The sequence below is a fragment of the Clostridium sp. FP1 genome (assembly GCF_011065975.2).
Taxonomy (GTDB): domain Bacteria; phylum Bacillota; class Clostridia; order Clostridiales; family Clostridiaceae; genus Clostridium_AD; species Clostridium_AD tagluense.
The window spans coordinates 2974603-2991616 of record NZ_JAAMNJ020000001.1; the positions used below are offsets into that span (position 1 = coordinate 2974603).

The 17014-nt window shown below is 31.8% G+C and carries 19 protein-coding genes; 4 read left to right on the top strand and 15 right to left on the bottom strand.

The window, feature by feature from the left end:
- The first annotated feature begins 35 nt into the window (after positions 1-35).
- Positions 36-986 (top strand): ABC transporter substrate-binding protein, encoded by a 951-nt coding sequence (locus tag G9F70_RS14365; protein ID WP_164943635.1) that lies wholly within the window; start codon positions 36-38, stop codon positions 984-986.
- A 73-nt stretch (positions 987-1059) separates the two neighbouring features.
- On the opposite strand, the gene G9F70_RS14370 is transcribed toward G9F70_RS14365, so the two are convergent.
- The 5 genes from G9F70_RS14370 to hcp form a co-directional block, all read right to left on the bottom strand.
- A complete protein-coding gene (locus G9F70_RS14370; protein ID WP_164943636.1) occupies positions 1060-2253 on the bottom strand; it encodes an acetate kinase in 1194 nt (397 codons plus the stop codon).
- Between the two features lie 297 nt (positions 2254-2550).
- Positions 2551-2916: a hypothetical protein gene (locus G9F70_RS14375; RefSeq protein ID WP_164943637.1), complete on the bottom strand. Its 366-nt coding sequence runs from the start codon at positions 2914-2916 to the stop codon at positions 2551-2553.
- A 126-nt stretch (positions 2917-3042) separates the two neighbouring features.
- The gene (locus tag G9F70_RS14380; RefSeq protein WP_164943638.1) at positions 3043-3777 is read right to left on the bottom strand and encodes a TIGR03915 family putative DNA repair protein; all 735 of its coding nucleotides are present in this window, start codon (positions 3775-3777) and stop codon (positions 3043-3045) included.
- Entirely contained in the window at positions 3770-5032 is a 1263-nt protein-coding gene (locus G9F70_RS14385; protein ID WP_164943639.1) for a putative DNA modification/repair radical SAM protein, read from the bottom strand. Before G9F70_RS14385 ends, G9F70_RS14380 begins: the two co-directional genes overlap by 8 nt.
- Positions 5033-5179: 147 nt before the next feature.
- Positions 5180-6826, bottom strand: a complete 1647-nt coding sequence (gene hcp, locus G9F70_RS14390) for a hydroxylamine reductase (protein ID WP_164943640.1) — start codon at positions 6824-6826, stop codon at positions 5180-5182.
- A gap of 189 nt (positions 6827-7015) precedes the next feature.
- On the opposite strand from hcp, the gene G9F70_RS14395 reads away from it, so the two are divergent.
- Entirely contained in the window at positions 7016-7525 is a 510-nt protein-coding gene (locus tag G9F70_RS14395; RefSeq protein ID WP_202882610.1) for a methylated-DNA--[protein]-cysteine S-methyltransferase, read from the top strand.
- A gap of 6 nt (positions 7526-7531) precedes the next feature.
- Here the strand turns inward: G9F70_RS14395 and G9F70_RS14400 are convergent, their stop codons facing one another.
- The 5 genes from G9F70_RS14400 to G9F70_RS14420 all read right to left on the bottom strand — a co-directional run bounded on the left by G9F70_RS14400 (position 7532) and on the right by G9F70_RS14420 (position 11232).
- Complete coding sequence (locus G9F70_RS14400; protein WP_411956020.1) at positions 7532-8584, bottom strand: DMT family transporter; 1053 nt, start codon at positions 8582-8584, stop codon at positions 7532-7534.
- Between the two features lie 76 nt (positions 8585-8660).
- Positions 8661-8867 carry a hypothetical protein gene (locus G9F70_RS14405; RefSeq protein WP_125001610.1) on the bottom strand — a complete coding sequence of 69 codons (207 nt, stop codon included), beginning with the start codon at positions 8865-8867 and terminating at the stop codon, positions 8661-8663.
- A gap of 86 nt (positions 8868-8953) precedes the next feature.
- Positions 8954-9898, bottom strand: coding sequence for a ribonuclease Z (locus tag G9F70_RS14410; protein WP_164943643.1), 945 nt, complete (start codon positions 9896-9898; stop codon positions 8954-8956).
- A 305-nt stretch (positions 9899-10203) separates the two neighbouring features.
- On the bottom strand, positions 10204-10950 hold the full coding sequence (locus G9F70_RS14415) for a nitroreductase family protein (RefSeq protein ID WP_125001604.1): 747 nt from the start codon (positions 10948-10950) through the stop codon (positions 10204-10206).
- Between the two features lie 30 nt (positions 10951-10980).
- Positions 10981-11232, bottom strand: a complete 252-nt coding sequence (locus tag G9F70_RS14420; protein ID WP_164949702.1) for a hypothetical protein — start codon at positions 11230-11232, stop codon at positions 10981-10983.
- Between the two features lie 84 nt (positions 11233-11316).
- Here G9F70_RS14420 and G9F70_RS14425 point away from each other — a divergent pair, with 84 nt between their 5' ends.
- Positions 11317-11661, top strand: a complete 345-nt coding sequence (locus tag G9F70_RS14425) for a hypothetical protein (protein WP_164943644.1) — start codon at positions 11317-11319, stop codon at positions 11659-11661.
- 533 nt (positions 11662-12194) lie between these two features.
- Here G9F70_RS14425 and G9F70_RS14430 read toward each other — a convergent pair.
- The 4 genes from G9F70_RS14430 to G9F70_RS14445 are packed head-to-tail and all read right to left on the bottom strand — an operon-like array spanning position 12195 to position 15610.
- Positions 12195-13331, bottom strand: coding sequence for a trans-sulfuration enzyme family protein (locus tag G9F70_RS14430; protein WP_125001599.1), 1137 nt, complete (start codon positions 13329-13331; stop codon positions 12195-12197).
- A 28-nt stretch (positions 13332-13359) separates the two neighbouring features.
- A complete protein-coding gene (locus G9F70_RS14435) occupies positions 13360-14103 on the bottom strand; it encodes an amino acid ABC transporter ATP-binding protein (protein ID WP_164943645.1) in 744 nt (247 codons plus the stop codon).
- A gap of 13 nt (positions 14104-14116) precedes the next feature.
- A complete protein-coding gene (locus G9F70_RS14440) occupies positions 14117-14800 on the bottom strand; it encodes an amino acid ABC transporter permease (protein WP_164943646.1) in 684 nt (227 codons plus the stop codon).
- Between the two features lie 12 nt (positions 14801-14812).
- Positions 14813-15610, bottom strand: a complete 798-nt coding sequence (locus G9F70_RS14445; protein WP_125001590.1) for an amino acid ABC transporter substrate-binding protein — start codon at positions 15608-15610, stop codon at positions 14813-14815.
- Between the two features lie 162 nt (positions 15611-15772).
- On the opposite strand from G9F70_RS14445, the gene G9F70_RS14450 reads away from it, so the two are divergent.
- A complete protein-coding gene (locus G9F70_RS14450) occupies positions 15773-16630 on the top strand; it encodes a class I SAM-dependent methyltransferase (protein ID WP_224617585.1) in 858 nt (285 codons plus the stop codon).
- 125 nt (positions 16631-16755) lie between these two features.
- On the opposite strand, the gene G9F70_RS14455 is transcribed toward G9F70_RS14450, so the two are convergent.
- Positions 16756-17010, bottom strand: a complete 255-nt coding sequence (locus G9F70_RS14455) for a hypothetical protein (RefSeq protein WP_125001584.1) — start codon at positions 17008-17010, stop codon at positions 16756-16758.
- Between the last annotated feature and the right edge of the window lie 4 nt (positions 17011-17014).

Genomic DNA, 17014 nt, shown 5'->3' on the forward strand with positions numbered 1-17014 from the left:
TTGTGGACAAAATAAATTTTTATTGGAGGTACATATTGAAAAAAAAATTTTTAGCACTTACCTTAGTATTTATAATGGGTATAAGTATTGTTGGATGCACAAGCAAGGTGAAAGAAGATGCGGGACTAAAGTCAACAAAAACTCTAACTATTGGTGCTATGCCAGATTTAGACTCTGTTCCAGTTATTATAGCAGAGCACAATGGATATTTTAAAGAAGAAGGTATAGAGGTAAAAATAGAGCATTTTAAAAGTGCAACAGATAGGGATACAGCACTTCAAACGGGTAAAATTGATGGAGCAATATCTGATATGCTTGCGGCAGTATTTTTTAACGATAATAAATTTGATGTTAAAATCACTTCAAAAACAAATGGTAGCTATAAACTAATTTCTGGAGTGAATTCTAATATTTCTAAAATTGAACAATCTGCTGGAAAATCCATAGGGATTTCTAAAAATACTATTATTGAATATCTAACAGATAGAATTATGGAAAATTCAAACATAGATGTTAACTCACCAAAAAAAGTAGTAATACCGAAAATACCTACTAGACTTGAAATGCTAACCAATGGTAAATTAGATATGGCTACATTGCCAGAGCCTCTGGCAAGCACTGCAATTTCTTCTGGTGGAAAAGTTTTAAGTAGTTCTGATAAACTAGGTATAAACCCTGGTGTAATTCTATTCACAAAAGATGCAATAGCATCAAAATCCGACGAAATAAAAGCATTTTATAAAGCCTATAATAAATCTGTAAAGTTTTTAAAAGAAGCAAAACAGGAAAGTTATATTGATTTTGTAATTAAGGAAGCTGGTTTTCCTGAAATTGCGAAAAAAACATTGATTTTCCCAACTTATTCAAAGGCTACTATGCCCCCTGAAAAAGAGCTCCAGGAAGTTTTAATTTGGCTTAAAGCAAAAAAATTAACTACTAATAGCTATACACTAAAAGACCTATCAAATAGCTCCTTTATTAAATAATATTTAATAACAATAAAAAGAAACCACTACAATTCTTAATGATTGTAGTGGTTTCTTGCTTTTATGTAATATCTTATAAACTAACAACTTCCTTTGTATCTCTTGCTATCATTAACTCTTCATTGGTTGGTATTACAAAAACTTTTACTGTTGAATCTGATGTACTTATCTCTGCCGCAATGCCAGCAACATTATTTTTTTCACTATCTATTTTAACGCCTAAAAATTCTAATCCTGTGCAACAAGCTTCTCTAGCTTTTGCAGAGTTTTCGCCAACTCCAGCAGTAAATATGATACAATCTACGCCACCTAATGCACCTGCATAACTACAAATAAACTTTTTAACTTCATAATGAAAAACATCTAAAGCGAGTTGTGCTCTTTTATTGTTCTTAGCTACATCCCAAAGATCTCTAAAATCACTACTTATTCCAGAAATTCCTAGAACGCCTGATTTTTTATTCAATAGATCTGCTAGTTCTTCTGAAGACAAAGATAGTTCTTCCATCAAGAAAGTTATAATTGAAGGGTCTATATCTCCAGATCTTGTGCCCATAGCAAGCCCTGCAAGAGGTGTAAATCCCATACTTGTATCAATGGATTTACCTCCTTTAATGGCAGCAATACTTGCTCCATTTCCTAAATGGCAGGAAATGATTTTTAAATCTTTAATATCTTTGTTCATCATTTCTGCCGCTACTTGAGAGACATATTTATGAGAAGTTCCGTGGAATCCGTATTTTCTTATTTTGTGTTCTTGATATAATTCATATGGTAGTGCATAAATATATGCATGTTCTGGCATATTCTGATGAAAGGCTGTATCAAATACTGCCACCATTGGGGTGCTCGGCATAAGTGCCTTGCAGCTGTTAATTCCAATAATGTTTGGTGGATTATGAAGTGGTGCGAGTTTTGAACAATCCTCTAGAGCCTTCATTACTTTTTCATCGATTAATACAGATTTAGAATAGTATTCTCCACCATGAACAACTCTATGACCTACTGCTGAGATTTCATCTACACTTTTAATTACTCCATTAGTTCCATCTATAAGAGTTGAAAGAACTAATTTTATTGCATCTTTATGATCCTGCATAATTTGTTTTACTATATATTTTTCTCTGCCTTGTACCTTTTGAGTTAAAACAGATCCTTCGCTGCCAATCCTCTCAATCAATCCTTGAGCTAAACAAGTTTCATCCTCCATATTGATAAGTTGATATTTTAGAGAAGAACTACCACAGTTAATAACTAATATTTTCATAAAAAACTCTCCTTCCAGCATATTATTTACTTCTTTGAATTCTGACAAATATTACAGCTACAAGATTTATAATCTTGTTATTTTCTATTTCTTTTTACCATTTTTGTATAGCACATTTTCTATATAGTATATCATATAGTATATCATATACTATATATATTATATAAATAACTACATGTTTGCAAGTAGTTTTGAATTTTTAATGATATAACCACTATAAAAACTAAGTCTTAAAAGTTAATACTTAGTTTTTATAGTGGTTATGTGATTGTATCCATGAAAAACAAATTATAAAAATTACATATCTCTAGGGTCTATATCACTAATCATTTTCATAGTACCTGATATATACCATTTAGTTTCTTTTTTTTCTACTATATATACTTTTCCAAGTATTTTAAACTTAGACATAACTCCCGCAAGTGAACCTATAAATGAAGGTGTATTCAATTGGGCTTTCTTGTTTTTCTTCACATTATCTATGTTTTCAACAGTAAGCTCTTTAGGAAGATTACTGTTTATTTCCTTACTATTTTTAGCCGTCTCTTTATTTTTAGCTCCTAATGCCTCTAGTGTTTTATAAATCTCTTCCATCTTGCGTTTTTTTCTTTCAATACTTATACTAGGACTTTCAACTTGAGTGTATTCTACTAATTTTTTCATAATCATCTTTCCTTCCTTTAAATAACAATAATCTAATAAATGCATTTATATCTATTATATCATGATTTCTAGCATTTTTAAGAATAAATGTTGAAATATAAAAAAGTATTCATTATAAAACGGTGATCACTTTTTCACTTCAGTTAAATTATTCCAATATTTCTTTGGCATATGTTGCATTTGTAACCTTTCATTAGATCTTTCTTCTATGGATATACTTTTATGAAAGGCCTTCCAAAGATTTTGATAGAACAACTCTTCCTCCTCATGACTTTCTAATTTTTCAAATTTTAAATCCCTAAGTATCATTTCATTATTTTCATAAACTATGCCAATTTTTCTTTTTACATCATGAATTACCCACTTTTCATTTTTGAGTCTTAAACTAAAGTGACTTCCTATAAGTTCAACAATATTGTGAGTAGGCTCTATTGCTGCATACAATATTCCCTTAAATTCTTGAAATCTAACTAGTCCTAAAAATCTATGTGCTTCAAAACCTACTTTTCTAGAAATTTTCTGTACTTCATTCACAGTTTCCTCTGTTAGAAAGTCATTTACTTTACTACCCAGCTTAAATCCTAATTGTATATACCTAAATAAATTTAATTCTATGCCATGTTCCTCAGATAAAAAGGCCTGATACACATAAACTAGTGTATCTTGTGAAATCTTTTCTAATATAGCCCTGTATACCTTGCCCGATTTTGCCATATCAGTTCCAATAACTATGTCCTCGTATAATATATTGAAGTTATAATCACTTTCTCTCTCAATACTTTCAGGAACTCTACTATAATAGCAATCATATATAACAGATAAAAATCCATCAAAGCTTCCATCATAAATGTATCTAACCAAATAAATCGCCCCTTTGGGTAAATAAACTAAGTTGCTCCGGTTTATCAAAGCTTTCAAAGTCCAATAAATAATTTTTAAGCCTTCCTCTTTCCATTGTCTTATCTCCATAAAATTTACCGCTGCAGGTTAAAAAAAATCTAGCTCTTTTAAGCACAACTCCTATTTTTTTTAAATTGTCATAGGAAAGATTACAAAGTCTTCTTGTTCTTATGATTCTTAAAGCTGATGTTACTCCTATTCCTGGTACTCTAAGCAATATTTCATAGGTCGCACTATTTATCTCCACGGGGAACTTGTCTAAATTATTTAATGCCCAAAAAGCTTTAGGATCTAAATCTACATCAAAATTAGGATTTTTCTCATCTAATAATTCCTTTGCCTTAAAACCATAATACCTTAAAAGCCAATCTGCTTGATACATTCTATGTTCTTTTAGAAGTGGTGGTGTAGTTTGAATAGCTGGTAAATTTATGTTCTCTACCACTGGAACATAAGCTGAATAATAAACTCGCTTAAGTCCAAAGGTATTATATAATCCTTCTGTAAGACTAATTACTCTTAAGTCACTTTCATTGGTTGCACCAACCATTATCTGCGTACTTTGGCCACCAGGAATAAATTTTGGTGCTTTAAACCCTTTTTTCTTATATTCACTGGACTCAAGTATACTGTGCTTAATAAGTCCCATAGGTTTTAATATATCTTCCTTATTCTTTTGCGGTGCTAAGAGCTTTAAGCTTTTTTCAGAAGGCAGCTCAATATTTACACTCATTCTATCTGCATACAATCCTGCCTCATATATAAATTTTGGATCAGCACCTGGAATAGCCTTTACATGAATATAACCATTAAATTTGTGAATCAATCTTAAATCTTTTAAAATTCTAACTAAATTTTCCATTGTGTAATCTGGACTTCTCTCTACCCCAGAGCTTAAGAATAATCCTTCTATATAATTTCTTCTGTAGAAATTCATAGTTAAATCTACTACTTCACTAGGAGTAAAGCTTGTCCTTTCTAAATCATTGCTAGCTCTATTAATGCAATATTTACAATCATATATGCATTTATTAGTATATAAGATTTTAAGTAGTGAAATGCATCTACCATCCTGTGACCAAGAATGGCAAATGCCTGAGGTCGAAGCATTTCCTATACCCTCCGCCGTATTCTTTCTATTAGAACCACTAGAAGAGCAAGAAGCATCATACTTTGCTGAATTAGATAATATTTCAAGTTTTCTCATTACATCCACTTTTAACACCCCACAAACGTTTGTTCTCATTTTATCATATTTTGCACAAGATTGGAACACTTATTTACTGGAAATAGTCATTAAAATAAGCCACTTCTAAAGATATTTAACTATCTTTAGAAGTGGCTTATTTTTAAACTATATTTCTTATCCTAATATTTGTTTTAAATCATCCTGAGGTGTACTTATAGGTTTAATATCAAAATTATCAACTAGGAATTGTAATACATTAGGACTTACGAATGCTGGAAGTGTAGGTCCTAGATAAATTCCTTTTACTCCCAGTGAAAGTAATGCTAATAAGTCGGCAACAGCTTTTTGCTCATACCAAGTTATAATCATCGCTAGTGGTAAATCATTAATCCCACATTTAAATGCATCAGCTAGTGCTAGAGCTATTCTAACAGCGGAATATGCATCGTTACATTGACCTATATCGAGTAATCTTGGAAGTCCTGCTACTGTGCCAAACTCCAATTTATTAAAACGGTATTTTCCACAGGCTAAAGTAAGAATAATACAGTCTTCTGGAACTAATTGAGCGAATTCAGTGTAATAATTTCTTCCTGTCTTTGCTCCATCACATCCTCCAATTAAGAAAAAGTGCCTGATTTTTCCTTCTTTCACTGCATTAATTATTGTTTCAGCATGACTTAAAGTAGCTTTATGCCCAAACCCTACTAAAATTTCTTTAACTTCTTCATCTTTTTCGAAGCCGCCAAGTTCTAGAGCTTTGTTTATTATTTCAGAGAAATCCTTATGACCATTCTCACCCGCCGCTATATGTTTTATGCCATCCCACCCAACAACACTTGTTGAGTAGATTCTATCTTTATATGAATCTTTTGGTTTCATTAAACAGTTTGTTGTCATTAAAATGCAACCAGGGATACCATCAAATTCCTTTTGTTGATTTTGCCATGCCCCTCCAAAATTACCTACTAAATGAGCATATTTATTCAACTTAGGATATCCATGGGAAGGAAGCATTTCGCCGTGAGTATAAATATTTATGCCCTTACCTTCAGTTTGCTCTAGTAGCATTTCGAGATCTCTTAAATCATGACCAGAAATTACGATAAATGGTCCTTTTTTAATGTTTACATTAACCTTTTGAGGTGAAGGAGAGCTATATTTTTCATTATTAGCTGTATCTAATACCTCCATAACTTTAACACTCATCTCTCCAGTTTTAAGTAAGTACTTTATAAGATCTTGAAGATTTAAACTATCATCAGTTAATGCTGCAAGAGCTATAAAATAAAATTCATCTACTTCTTCACTATTATATTTTATAAATCTAGCTTGGTGTGCATAAGCTGCTATTCCTTTTAATCCGTATTTTATAGTTTCTCTTACAGAACGTATATCTGCATCTAATTCTTGGTCGTACATAACTCCTGCTTTTTTAGCATCTTCAAGCATTTGCTCCTTAGAATCGCTTAAATTATATAGAGCCTCTTCACCATTTATTTTTTCATTTCCTAATTTTTTTCTAACCTCTTCTTTGATTACTTGAGATTTTTTAAGCATATTAATATGAGATTCAGGATCAAAATTTACATTGGTTAACGTCATAAACAATGAATTTTCAACAAATGAAATCCATGACTTATCAAGTTTTTCACCTTTTTCTAAAAGTTTAGTAGCATAACAACTTATTCCTTTTAACTGGTAAATTAATAGATCCTGCATTGCTGCAATTTCTGGAGTTTTCCCACAGACTCCTATGTTAGTACAACCTTTTCCACCTGCAGTTTGTTCGCATTGAAAACAAAACATTTTTCCTTGCATATGTAACCCTCCCAAATTTTCAAAATATTCTAACACCATCTTACACTTATTATAGGTGAATATGCAAGAGAACAGATAACATTCGTGTACTTATATTGAGAACTTTATTTAATATAACAATAAAATGTATTTAAACTAGACAGGTTCGAAATCTTATGATACATTTTATTTACATAGGTAAATATATGATTGAGGAGGGATTTTGTGAAAATTGGTTATGATATTTATGATTCTCCTATTGGTCTTATCCATGTAGTTGTGGATGAAATAGGTGCTCGGAAAGTAGAAATTTTTGAGGAAGATTGGATAGAATACAAAAACAAACATGAATTTATTCTTAAAGATGTAGAGCTTTGCAAAGATGTTATACTTCAGCTAGATGAATATTTTAAAGGAAAAAGGAAAAATTTTAGCATACCCTTATCTATAGAAGGTACGCAGTTCAGAAAAAAAGTATGGGAAGCCCTTCAAGATATCCCTTACGGTGAAACCCGAAATTATTTGCAGATTGCAGAAGCCATAGGAAACCCTAAAGCTGTAAGGGCTGTAGGGCAAGCTAATAGATTTAATCAATTACCTATAATTATACCATGTCATAGAGTTATCGGTAAAAGTGGCAATTTGGTAGGTTTTGCAGGTAATAGAACTCCAACACAAAAACTACTATTGGAAATTGAAGGAGTAAATGTTGATAAATGATTTTCACTAATGATCATGGGCATGATGCATATCAGGAGTATGATTATGTTCATGTTCAGTGCTTTCATGAACATGAACATGGTTGTGTTCCCCATTCTCAAAGTTTTCATGTACATGATTATGATGACTATCATTATGATCATGGCGATGCTCATGTTTGACCATTTCGTGAATATGTTTATGATTGTGTTTTTCTACAGTAGCATAATAGGCTCCGAAAAGCATTAAAATAACTGCTATAACAAAGTTTACTGTTATTTGTTCGTTATACAATATTAGAGATAATCCTACACCTATAAAAGGAGCAACAGCATAATATGCACTTGTTCTTGCAGCCCCTAACTGCCTCTGTGCAGTTACATAAAAAAATATACTTAATCCGTATGCAAAGAACCCTAAAATCATAGCTATAAGTATATATCTTATATCACTTGCATATTCATTCATTAAAACTGCTATTAAAAGTGAACCTGCCCCAGACCCAAGTCCTTTAACAATCACTATCTGCATTGGGTCTTTTAAAGACATCATTCTTGTACAATTATTTTCAAAGCCCCAGCAAATGCATGCAAACAAAACAAAAATCGAACCTACAGAAAACGAAAAACTGCTAAAGTCACTTATGGACAAAGCAATGCTAGATGCCGTTATAAAAAAAATAGCTACCCATAACCTTTTTCCAATTGACTCTTTAAAAATTAGTAGTGCAACAAGAGCTGTAGCAACAATTTCAAAATTGTTTAGTAAAGAAGCATTAGATGCTGTAGTCATAGTAAGTCCAATCATTAAAAATATTGGCGCCGCAATGTCTAAAACTATCATACCTATAACAAATGGAAGTTCTGCTTTGCTAATCTTAGCTTCTTTTGCTTTAGTGTTCTTTGACCACTTTATAAGTCCTAAGAATAACATTCCAATGCCTGCTCCTAAATACAGGAGCGAAGCCATAAGCATAGGAGGTATCTTTTCTAATAATAACTTTGAAACTGGTGAACTTATTCCAAACAATGCAGCTGCAAGTATTGCTTGAAATACTGCCAAATGTTGCTTTGATTTTATCATAAAGTTTTCCTCCCTCTAAAATAGTAATTAGCGCCTATAATTAGAAATTTATTATTACTGATACTTCACAGCTTTAATTTAGAATTTTTATTAGATACAAGTCATGATCTAAAATGCTTTGTTCACAACTAAATTTAACACCCTCATCAATAAATTCAAAGCACACGTCTCTTGTACTATTTATATCAAATAGACACTTTCCCTTTTCATCTAAGGATTTTACAGCATCCTCATGAATTCCTTCTCTAAGTAAACTTTCTTTAATTTCGTTATTTAACACATCCATACCTCCATTATCATCTAGAATTCCCCTTGTATTGAAATCATTATTTACTCTATTATATTACCATACACTTTCTATTTTTTCTAATCCTTAAAAGATAAAGTCTTCACAAGTCTATCAAAGCCAATAATAGTATTTTTGAAAATGCTCTCTGCGTTATCTTTATATTCTTCAGGAATATGCATAGAAGGACTAAAATGTGTCAATAGGAGTTCTTGCACTTCACCCTTCAACGCAAGCTTCGCCGCCTCGCTAAAGGTCATATGTTTATTCTTTATGGCTTTTTCAATATCATTTCCATTACCATAAGTGCCCTCACAAATAAACAAGTCACTTTCTTTAATAAAACTCTCTATTTCAGGTATTGGCCTTGTATCTGTGGTGAAACTAAGCTTTATTCCAGTTCTTTCTTTTCCTAGCACCACACTAGGTAAATATGTTTTCCCCTGGTTAATTACAGTTTCATTTTTTTGAAGTCTACTCCAAAACATTTTTGGTATTTCATTTTTAGTCGCACTTTTAACATCGAATTTTGGTTTTCTTCTAAAATAAAAGCTATAACCCAAACAATTAGTTGAGTGCTCAAGTTCCAGTGTTGAAATTATTAAATCATGAAATTCTCCCACTGAAGCATTCATACAATTTATTGAAGTTTGTACTTTCACTGGCTTCTCTGGATTTTCTATAATATTAAGCTCATAAGGAAGGTAAGGTGCTACAACACACAGACCGTTTACAATATCAGCAATACCTTTGGGACCAATTATTGTAATAGGCTCAGTTCTACCACTGTTGCCAATGGTTAAAAGAATACCTGGAAGTCCCATAATATGATCCGCATGTCCATGAGTTATACAAATTATGTCTATTGTCTTAAATCCCCAGCCAAGTATTTTCATGGATACCTGGGTACCTTCACCACAATCAAGCAATATCTTTCTGCCTTTATAGCTTATGAGAAGTGACGAAAGATACCTTTCAGGAATAGGCATTCCGCCTCCACATCCCAGCAATGCTATGTCAACCAATTAAATCACCTCATCTATCAGTTTTTATTCACTCTATTTATCTATAGAGTAATCTACACAACAATATTTTATGCATACTTATTTACATTTAGCTCATTTTTGTATATCTTACCATTAATGCCAACGCACTCAAAAAAATACAAATAATAACAACTAAATATATTTATCAAAAATATTTCAAAAGTATTTGTAATATTTTGAGGTGTTTTTTAAAGCCAGGAAAAAACACCGGGTAAATAGTTGTTTAAACTATCTACTCGGTATTTATATGACTGAACTTGATATTCTTGAGTAATTTAAATGCCTTACTCTGCTCTGAACTTCTTAAGATATTCAGATGCTGATCTATTCATTTCTAGTGAAAAATCAGACATATACTTACGATTGCATAGAGCTTTAGTATCTTCGCTAATATTTTTATTTGGAAATCCTGCCTTTTCATTTCTTGTGCTTTGCATTTCTATATGTTCTTCCTTAGTTAATCTGCGATATTTATTTTCATAGACTATATATTGTTCTTCGAAACGCACAGGTTTTTTTCTATTCTTTTGAGCCTCCACAGGATAACCATAAACCACCATGGCAGCAGGTAAAACATAATCTGGAAGGTCCAATAACTCCCTAATAGTTTCACAATGCTCAATAATATCCCCAATGTAACACGAACCAATTCCTAAAGATTCTGCAGCTACTACTGTGTTTTGAGCAGCTATTATTGCATCAGCGCAGGCAAGAAGGATATCACCCTCCCCTGGTGTTCTTGGATTGCAATTTTGTGAGTCAAAAGCATCATACCACCTTTGATAATCTGCAAGGAATATAAGCACTAAAGTAGCTTTTGCAATAAAAGGCTGATTATCACATTCTACTGATAGTTCTTTCTTTAATTTTTCATCAGTAATATCAAGTATGCTATAAAGCATCATTGCACCACCAGTTGGAGCTTCAAAGGCAGCATTTAATATTTCTTTTTTTAACTCAGCTGCAATAGGCTTATTTTCAAATACCCTCATGGATTTTCTATCTTTTATTTGTTTTAAAATCTCGTTCATATCATAACCCCCTATTTTATTGCATACAAATCAATTTGCAAATAGTTTATTTTTTAATTTTGTTATTTCTTCTTCACTTAACTTAGAGTATTTTTTGATTTTTTCAATTGCTTCTCCATCTAACAGCATTTCTGTTGCTATTACTATTCTTCCCTCTTCTCTTCCTTCCTCTTTGTAGTGCAATTTTCTAATTTCATCTATTGTCATTTTAAATGCACCTCTTGCCTTTTTATATTCTTCATATTTCTTTTCTAACACAGGATTTTTTTTTAAAAGCTTCAATAAAAATAGACTAACCATAATTTACTTTTCATTTTTAATTTTTTTTATTATAATATATTCTATAACCTAATATGGAGGAATTAAATGAAGAAACGTAAGAATAAAAAGAAAAAATCTCATGTAGATAATGAATTTGATTTTGGAGTACGTGAATTTACATGCATTAAATGTGGACATGAATTTCAAGTTTCCTGGAGAGAAATATTTGACCTTCAGGAAATGACCCACGGATTTGTGGGTGATTTCTTGAATAATGAATGCATTGCTTGCCCTATGTGTTATGAAAATGCTAATGATGAATATTGTGATAATTGTACACATACTTTTCATGACATAGATAACCATAAAGATAATGAAAACAATATTTCATCTAAAAATCTTTATAATGACTGTATTTTAGAACTTGACAATGATAGTATACCATTTTAAATATTTGAAACTTTAGAAAAATAACCACCCTAGGGTCGTATGATTGTAAAATTTAGAAGCATATGCAGACAGATTTTGCTTGCTAATACTTATTTTCAAATAGCTTGCTATCTAGGCGTACATAACTTGCAATAATAAAATCACAACTACTGAATAGAAGAGGTCATAAATGAATGTACCTCATGTGCCAGTGGCTAATTTTTTGAGGAAGATATGAAGAAAAAAAGAGCTTCTTCTTTAATTATTATCTAATATTATTATACATCAATTACTTATAATCATCAAAGAAATCCATAAAATCACTTATTCATTTTAATTTCAAAAAATAACCTACTTATATTTTTCACACTAGAACGTAGTGGGATTTCTTGTTGCTAGCAATTGTTCCATTTTTGACATAAATTAAGGCTACTAATTAATTTAGTAGCCTTAATCTTTATATTTTTTTGTGGTTATCCTCTATAGTTTTATAGTTGACTTAAATACTATATCCCCATCAAGTACGTTTTTGATTTCATTAAAAATTGTTAAATTTATATTTCTAATGCCTTTATTAAATCCTCTGTTATATCATCAACATTTTCAACCCCAACTGATAATCTTATTAAATTATCAGTTATGCCAATTTCTTGTCTCATTTCAGAAGGAATTGCAGCATGTGTCATAGTGGCAGGATGGCAAATTAATGACTCCACGCCTCCTAAGCTTTCTCCAAAAGTTATTAACTCTAAATTTTCTAAGAATTTTTTATAATCATACCCTTCTTTAAGAAGGAAAGAAATAATACCACCATAGCCTTTAGCTTGCTTTGATTGTATTTTGTAGCCTGGGTGATCTTCAAACCCTGGATAATATACTTTTTCCACTTCTTTTCTATCTTTTAAAAGATTTGCAATAATGTTTGCGTTTGAGTTATGTCTATCCATTCTTAATGCTAGAGTTTTAATACCTCTTATCAATAAGAAGGAATCAAATGGAGACAAAACTCCCCCTGTTGAATTTTGTATAAAACCTATTTTTTCTGCTAACTCATTATTATTCACTATCACAAGACCAGCAATTAAATCACTATGTCCACCTAGATATTTTGTACCACTATGAATAACTATATCTGCACCAAGGGTGATTGGCTTTTGTAGGTAGGGTGTCATAAACGTATTGTCTACAATGGTAATCAAATTGTTTTTCTTTGCTATTTTTGCAACCTCTTCAATATCTGTAATACCCATCAATGGGTTAGTTGGGGTTTCTATAAAAATAGCCTTTACACTGTCATCAATATTATTTTTTAGTTCTTCTATGTTTGATGAATTAAATACACTGTAATTTATACCAAAGTTATTAAAATATTTGTCTAAAACCCTAAAGGTTCCACCATAAATATTGTTTGATATAAGAATCTTATCTCCTGTTTTAAACTGAGATAGTACCGCAGTTGTAGCCGCCATTCCTGAAGCAAAGGCAAAACCTGCATAGCCTTCCTCAAGCTCTGCAATAAGTTTTTCGAGAGCTGCCCTTGTAGGATTTCCTGATCTTGAATACTCATAAGTATTATCAGCATCAAATTTTCCTTTTTTAAAGGTAGATGTTTGGTAGATAGGTACATTTACTGCCCCAGTACTAGCATCCCCATCTATTCCACCATGTATTAATAATGATTCAAATTTCATATTTTTTTCCTCCTCAATAATCTATTATCTAATCTGAAACTAAATTTAAGAATTGTTTTATTCGTGCATTATTTGTTTCACTTAATATTTGCTTCGGTGTGCCCTTATCAATAATAAGTCCATTATCCATAAATATTATATTATCACCTACTTCTCTTGCAAAACTCATATTATGAGTAACAACTACCATTGTCATCCCTTCAAGAGATAGCTCCTTCATAACTTTAAGTACCTCCGCTGCAAGTTCGGGGTCCAGTGCAGAGGTTGGTTCGTCAAATAGCAACACTAATGGTTCTATAGCCATAGCGCGTGCTATAGCAACTCTCTGCTGTTGTCCTCCTGAAAGCTCATGAGGATAACTATCGCATTTTTCTAAAAGACCAACCTTTTCGAGTAGACTAAGAGCCTTATCATGAGCTACTTTTTTAGATTGCTTAAGCACAGTTACAAGACCCTCCATAATATTTTCTACCACTGTCATATGGGGAAATAAATGAAAACCTTGAAATACCATTCCTGTGTTCTTTCTCAAAGTTAATATTTCTTTCTCAGTTGGCTTTTTATTTTCACCAAATGTAAGTTCATTGTCACCAATTCTTATGGTTCCACTGCTTGGCATTTCTAACAAATTCATACACCTAAGAAGAGTTGTTTTACCTGAACCTGAAGGGCCTATTACAATTGTTGTTTCACCTCTTACAATTTTTAAATCTATACCTTTTAAAATTTCAATATTTCCAAAACTCTTGTGTAAATTTTGTATATTAATCATGAATTTCCTCCAATTACCTAGCCACATATCTTTCAAGCTTTTTCTCTATCTTCTTTTGAGCTGTGGATAGTATAGTACAAAATAATAGGTATATAAATGCTGCTTCACAGTACAATACAAGTGGTTCATATGTTGCTGCAGTTATTCTTTGAGCAATCTGAAACATTTCAGTTAAAGTAATTGCAGCAGCCAGGGATGTATCTTTTACAAGACTTATAAAGGAGTTTGAAAGCGGCGGTACAGATACCCTAGCTGCCTGTGGCAAAATTATACGAATCAAGCTTTGCGTATGTGTCATACCAATGGAAGATGCTGCTTCCCACTGTCCCTTAGGTATAGATAAAATAGCTGCTCTAATTACTTCTGAATTATAAGCCCCCACATTTAATGTAAAACCTATAATTGCTGCAGTTAGTGGTCCCATTGTTATACCAGCCATTGGTAATCCGTAAAATACTATAAATAGCTGTACAAGAAGTGGTGTACCCCTTATTATCCAAACATAAAAACTTGATATTAAAACTAATGATTTATATTTTGATATACGTGCAAGAGCTGTTGACATAGCCAAAATTGAACCAAGTATGAAAGAAATTATTGCCAGTGGAATAGTAAACTTCACGCCTGCTATTAATAAAGGAAAGAAAGAATCTTTAATTATGTTTAATATTCTTATTGTTTCTACATCAAAATTCATATTATCACCATCTTATTTTGATACATCCGTGCCAAACCACTTGTTTGATATTTTTGAATAAGTACCATCTGATTTCATATCAGCAAGTGCTTTATTAGTTGCATCTACTAATTCTTTATTTCCCTTATTAAACATAATTGCACTTGGCTGTGCATTTCCTTCTTGATCAACAACTTTTATAGCAAGCTCTGGCTTTTGCTTTTTAATATCAAGGTAAGATAAGCTATCATTAACTGTGGCATCTACTCTTTTAGAAACTAGAAGGTCAATTGATTGATTAAAACTATCAACTGGCTGAAGTAGCGCGCCATTCGCTTCTGCAATTTTAGCTAAGTTACTAGTTAAGGATTGAGCAGATTTCTTGCCCTTCAAATCGGCAAACTTTTTAATAGTATTATCAGCACTATTTACTATAAGTACTGCTTTTGAAACTATATAGGGATTTGAAAAATCATATTTCAATTGTCTATCAGGTTTAATTCCAACTTGATTCACTACCATGTCAAATCTCTTTGCAGCTAGCCCAGCAACCATACCATCCCACTTTGTTTCCACAAATTCTGGTTTTACTCCGATACGCTTAGATACTTCCTCTGCAATTTCAACATCAAAGCCAGTTAACTTTCCTGTCTTATCATGGAATGTATATGGTGCGTAGGTACCTTCAGTACCAATCCGAATTTTGCCTTCGCTCTTTATTTTTGATAATAGATCTTTTGATCCAGTATTTTTATTGCTGCTTGTCCCACATCCTACAAGTCCTACCGATGCTATTAATAGTGTACTAATTAATATAGATAATTTTTTCATTTGAGTTCCTCCTAGTATTCCTACCGATTTAGTAAGGTATTGTTTATATAATACCACAGGTCTTCTTTTGTTGTCAATGTAGATTTTATAAAATCATTTTCATTTTTATTAGTTCATGGTATATTATTTATATAAATGTTAACTACAGAGGGAGGATTCTCAGTGCAAAAGGATTTTACTAGTATAAATAATTCAGAATATATAAATAGCTATAACTTAAATGATGATAAAAAAGCAACTAGAGATATAAATGAAGAATCATGGAATAAGGAGGCCTATGATGCTTGGGTTCAGAGATTTGGAAAGCCTAGTGAAGCAATCAAAAGAATTAGCAAGGAACCAATAATAACTCTCCCTATACTATATGATAAATTTGGTAATGTAAAAGGCAAAAAAATTATGAATTTAATGGGTTCTAATGGAAATAAGGCTGTAGCATTAGCATTACTCGGGGCAGATGTCACTATAGTTGATTTTTCAGAAGGAAATAAACGTTATGCTATGGAACTAGCCAGTGAAGCAGGAGTAAAAATAGAATATATTTTAGCTGATGTGCTTAGTCTATCTGAAAAAGAGCTTACCGGTGATTATGATATAGTATTTGCAGAAATGGGTATATTACACTATTTTACGGATTTAAAACCTTTTATAAATGTAATCTATAAGCTTTTAGGTAATAAAGGCTTGCTTGTAATTAGAGATTTCCATCCAGTCTCCACTAAACTAATTACATCAAAGGGTACAACAGCTAAAATCCGTAAACATAAGGTTACAGGAGATTATTTTGATAATTCACTAGAAGAAAAAAATGTATCTTATTCAAAATATTTAACTAATGATGGAGAACCTAAAAAAGTACTGCTCCGTGAATGGAATCTTGGGGAGATAGTTACTGCTGTTGCCAAAGAGGGATTAGTTATTAAAAGTTTAGATGAAGAGGCAAATTTATCTTGTGAGGCTTTTGACAAGGGTATCCCAAAGACTTTTACTTTAGTAGCAGAAAAGAATACTAATATATAAGAAGGTTGATTTAGCTTTGTTTTAAGGAATATTATTAAATTTCTAAAGGACTATGGAATATAGGATTAACGCCTTAATTTCATAGCCCTTATTTGTATATATTTATCTATATTTTTATAGATTTTTTAACTTTTCTCTACACTCTCAATATACTCAGTATTATCCAATTCCTCTAGTGCATCTTCTATTGAGATATCGTCTATGATTCTTCCAGTAAGAATTAGGCCTCTTTTTATATCTTCATCCCACTGAAAATCAGTCATCACGGCATCAATACCTAAATTTTCAGCCATGTCTTTTGCACTAATAGTATCACGCTTATAATTATCAAGTCCATCTTCTGTGATTGTAACTTCATAAATTGTATTTTTCATTGACATTATC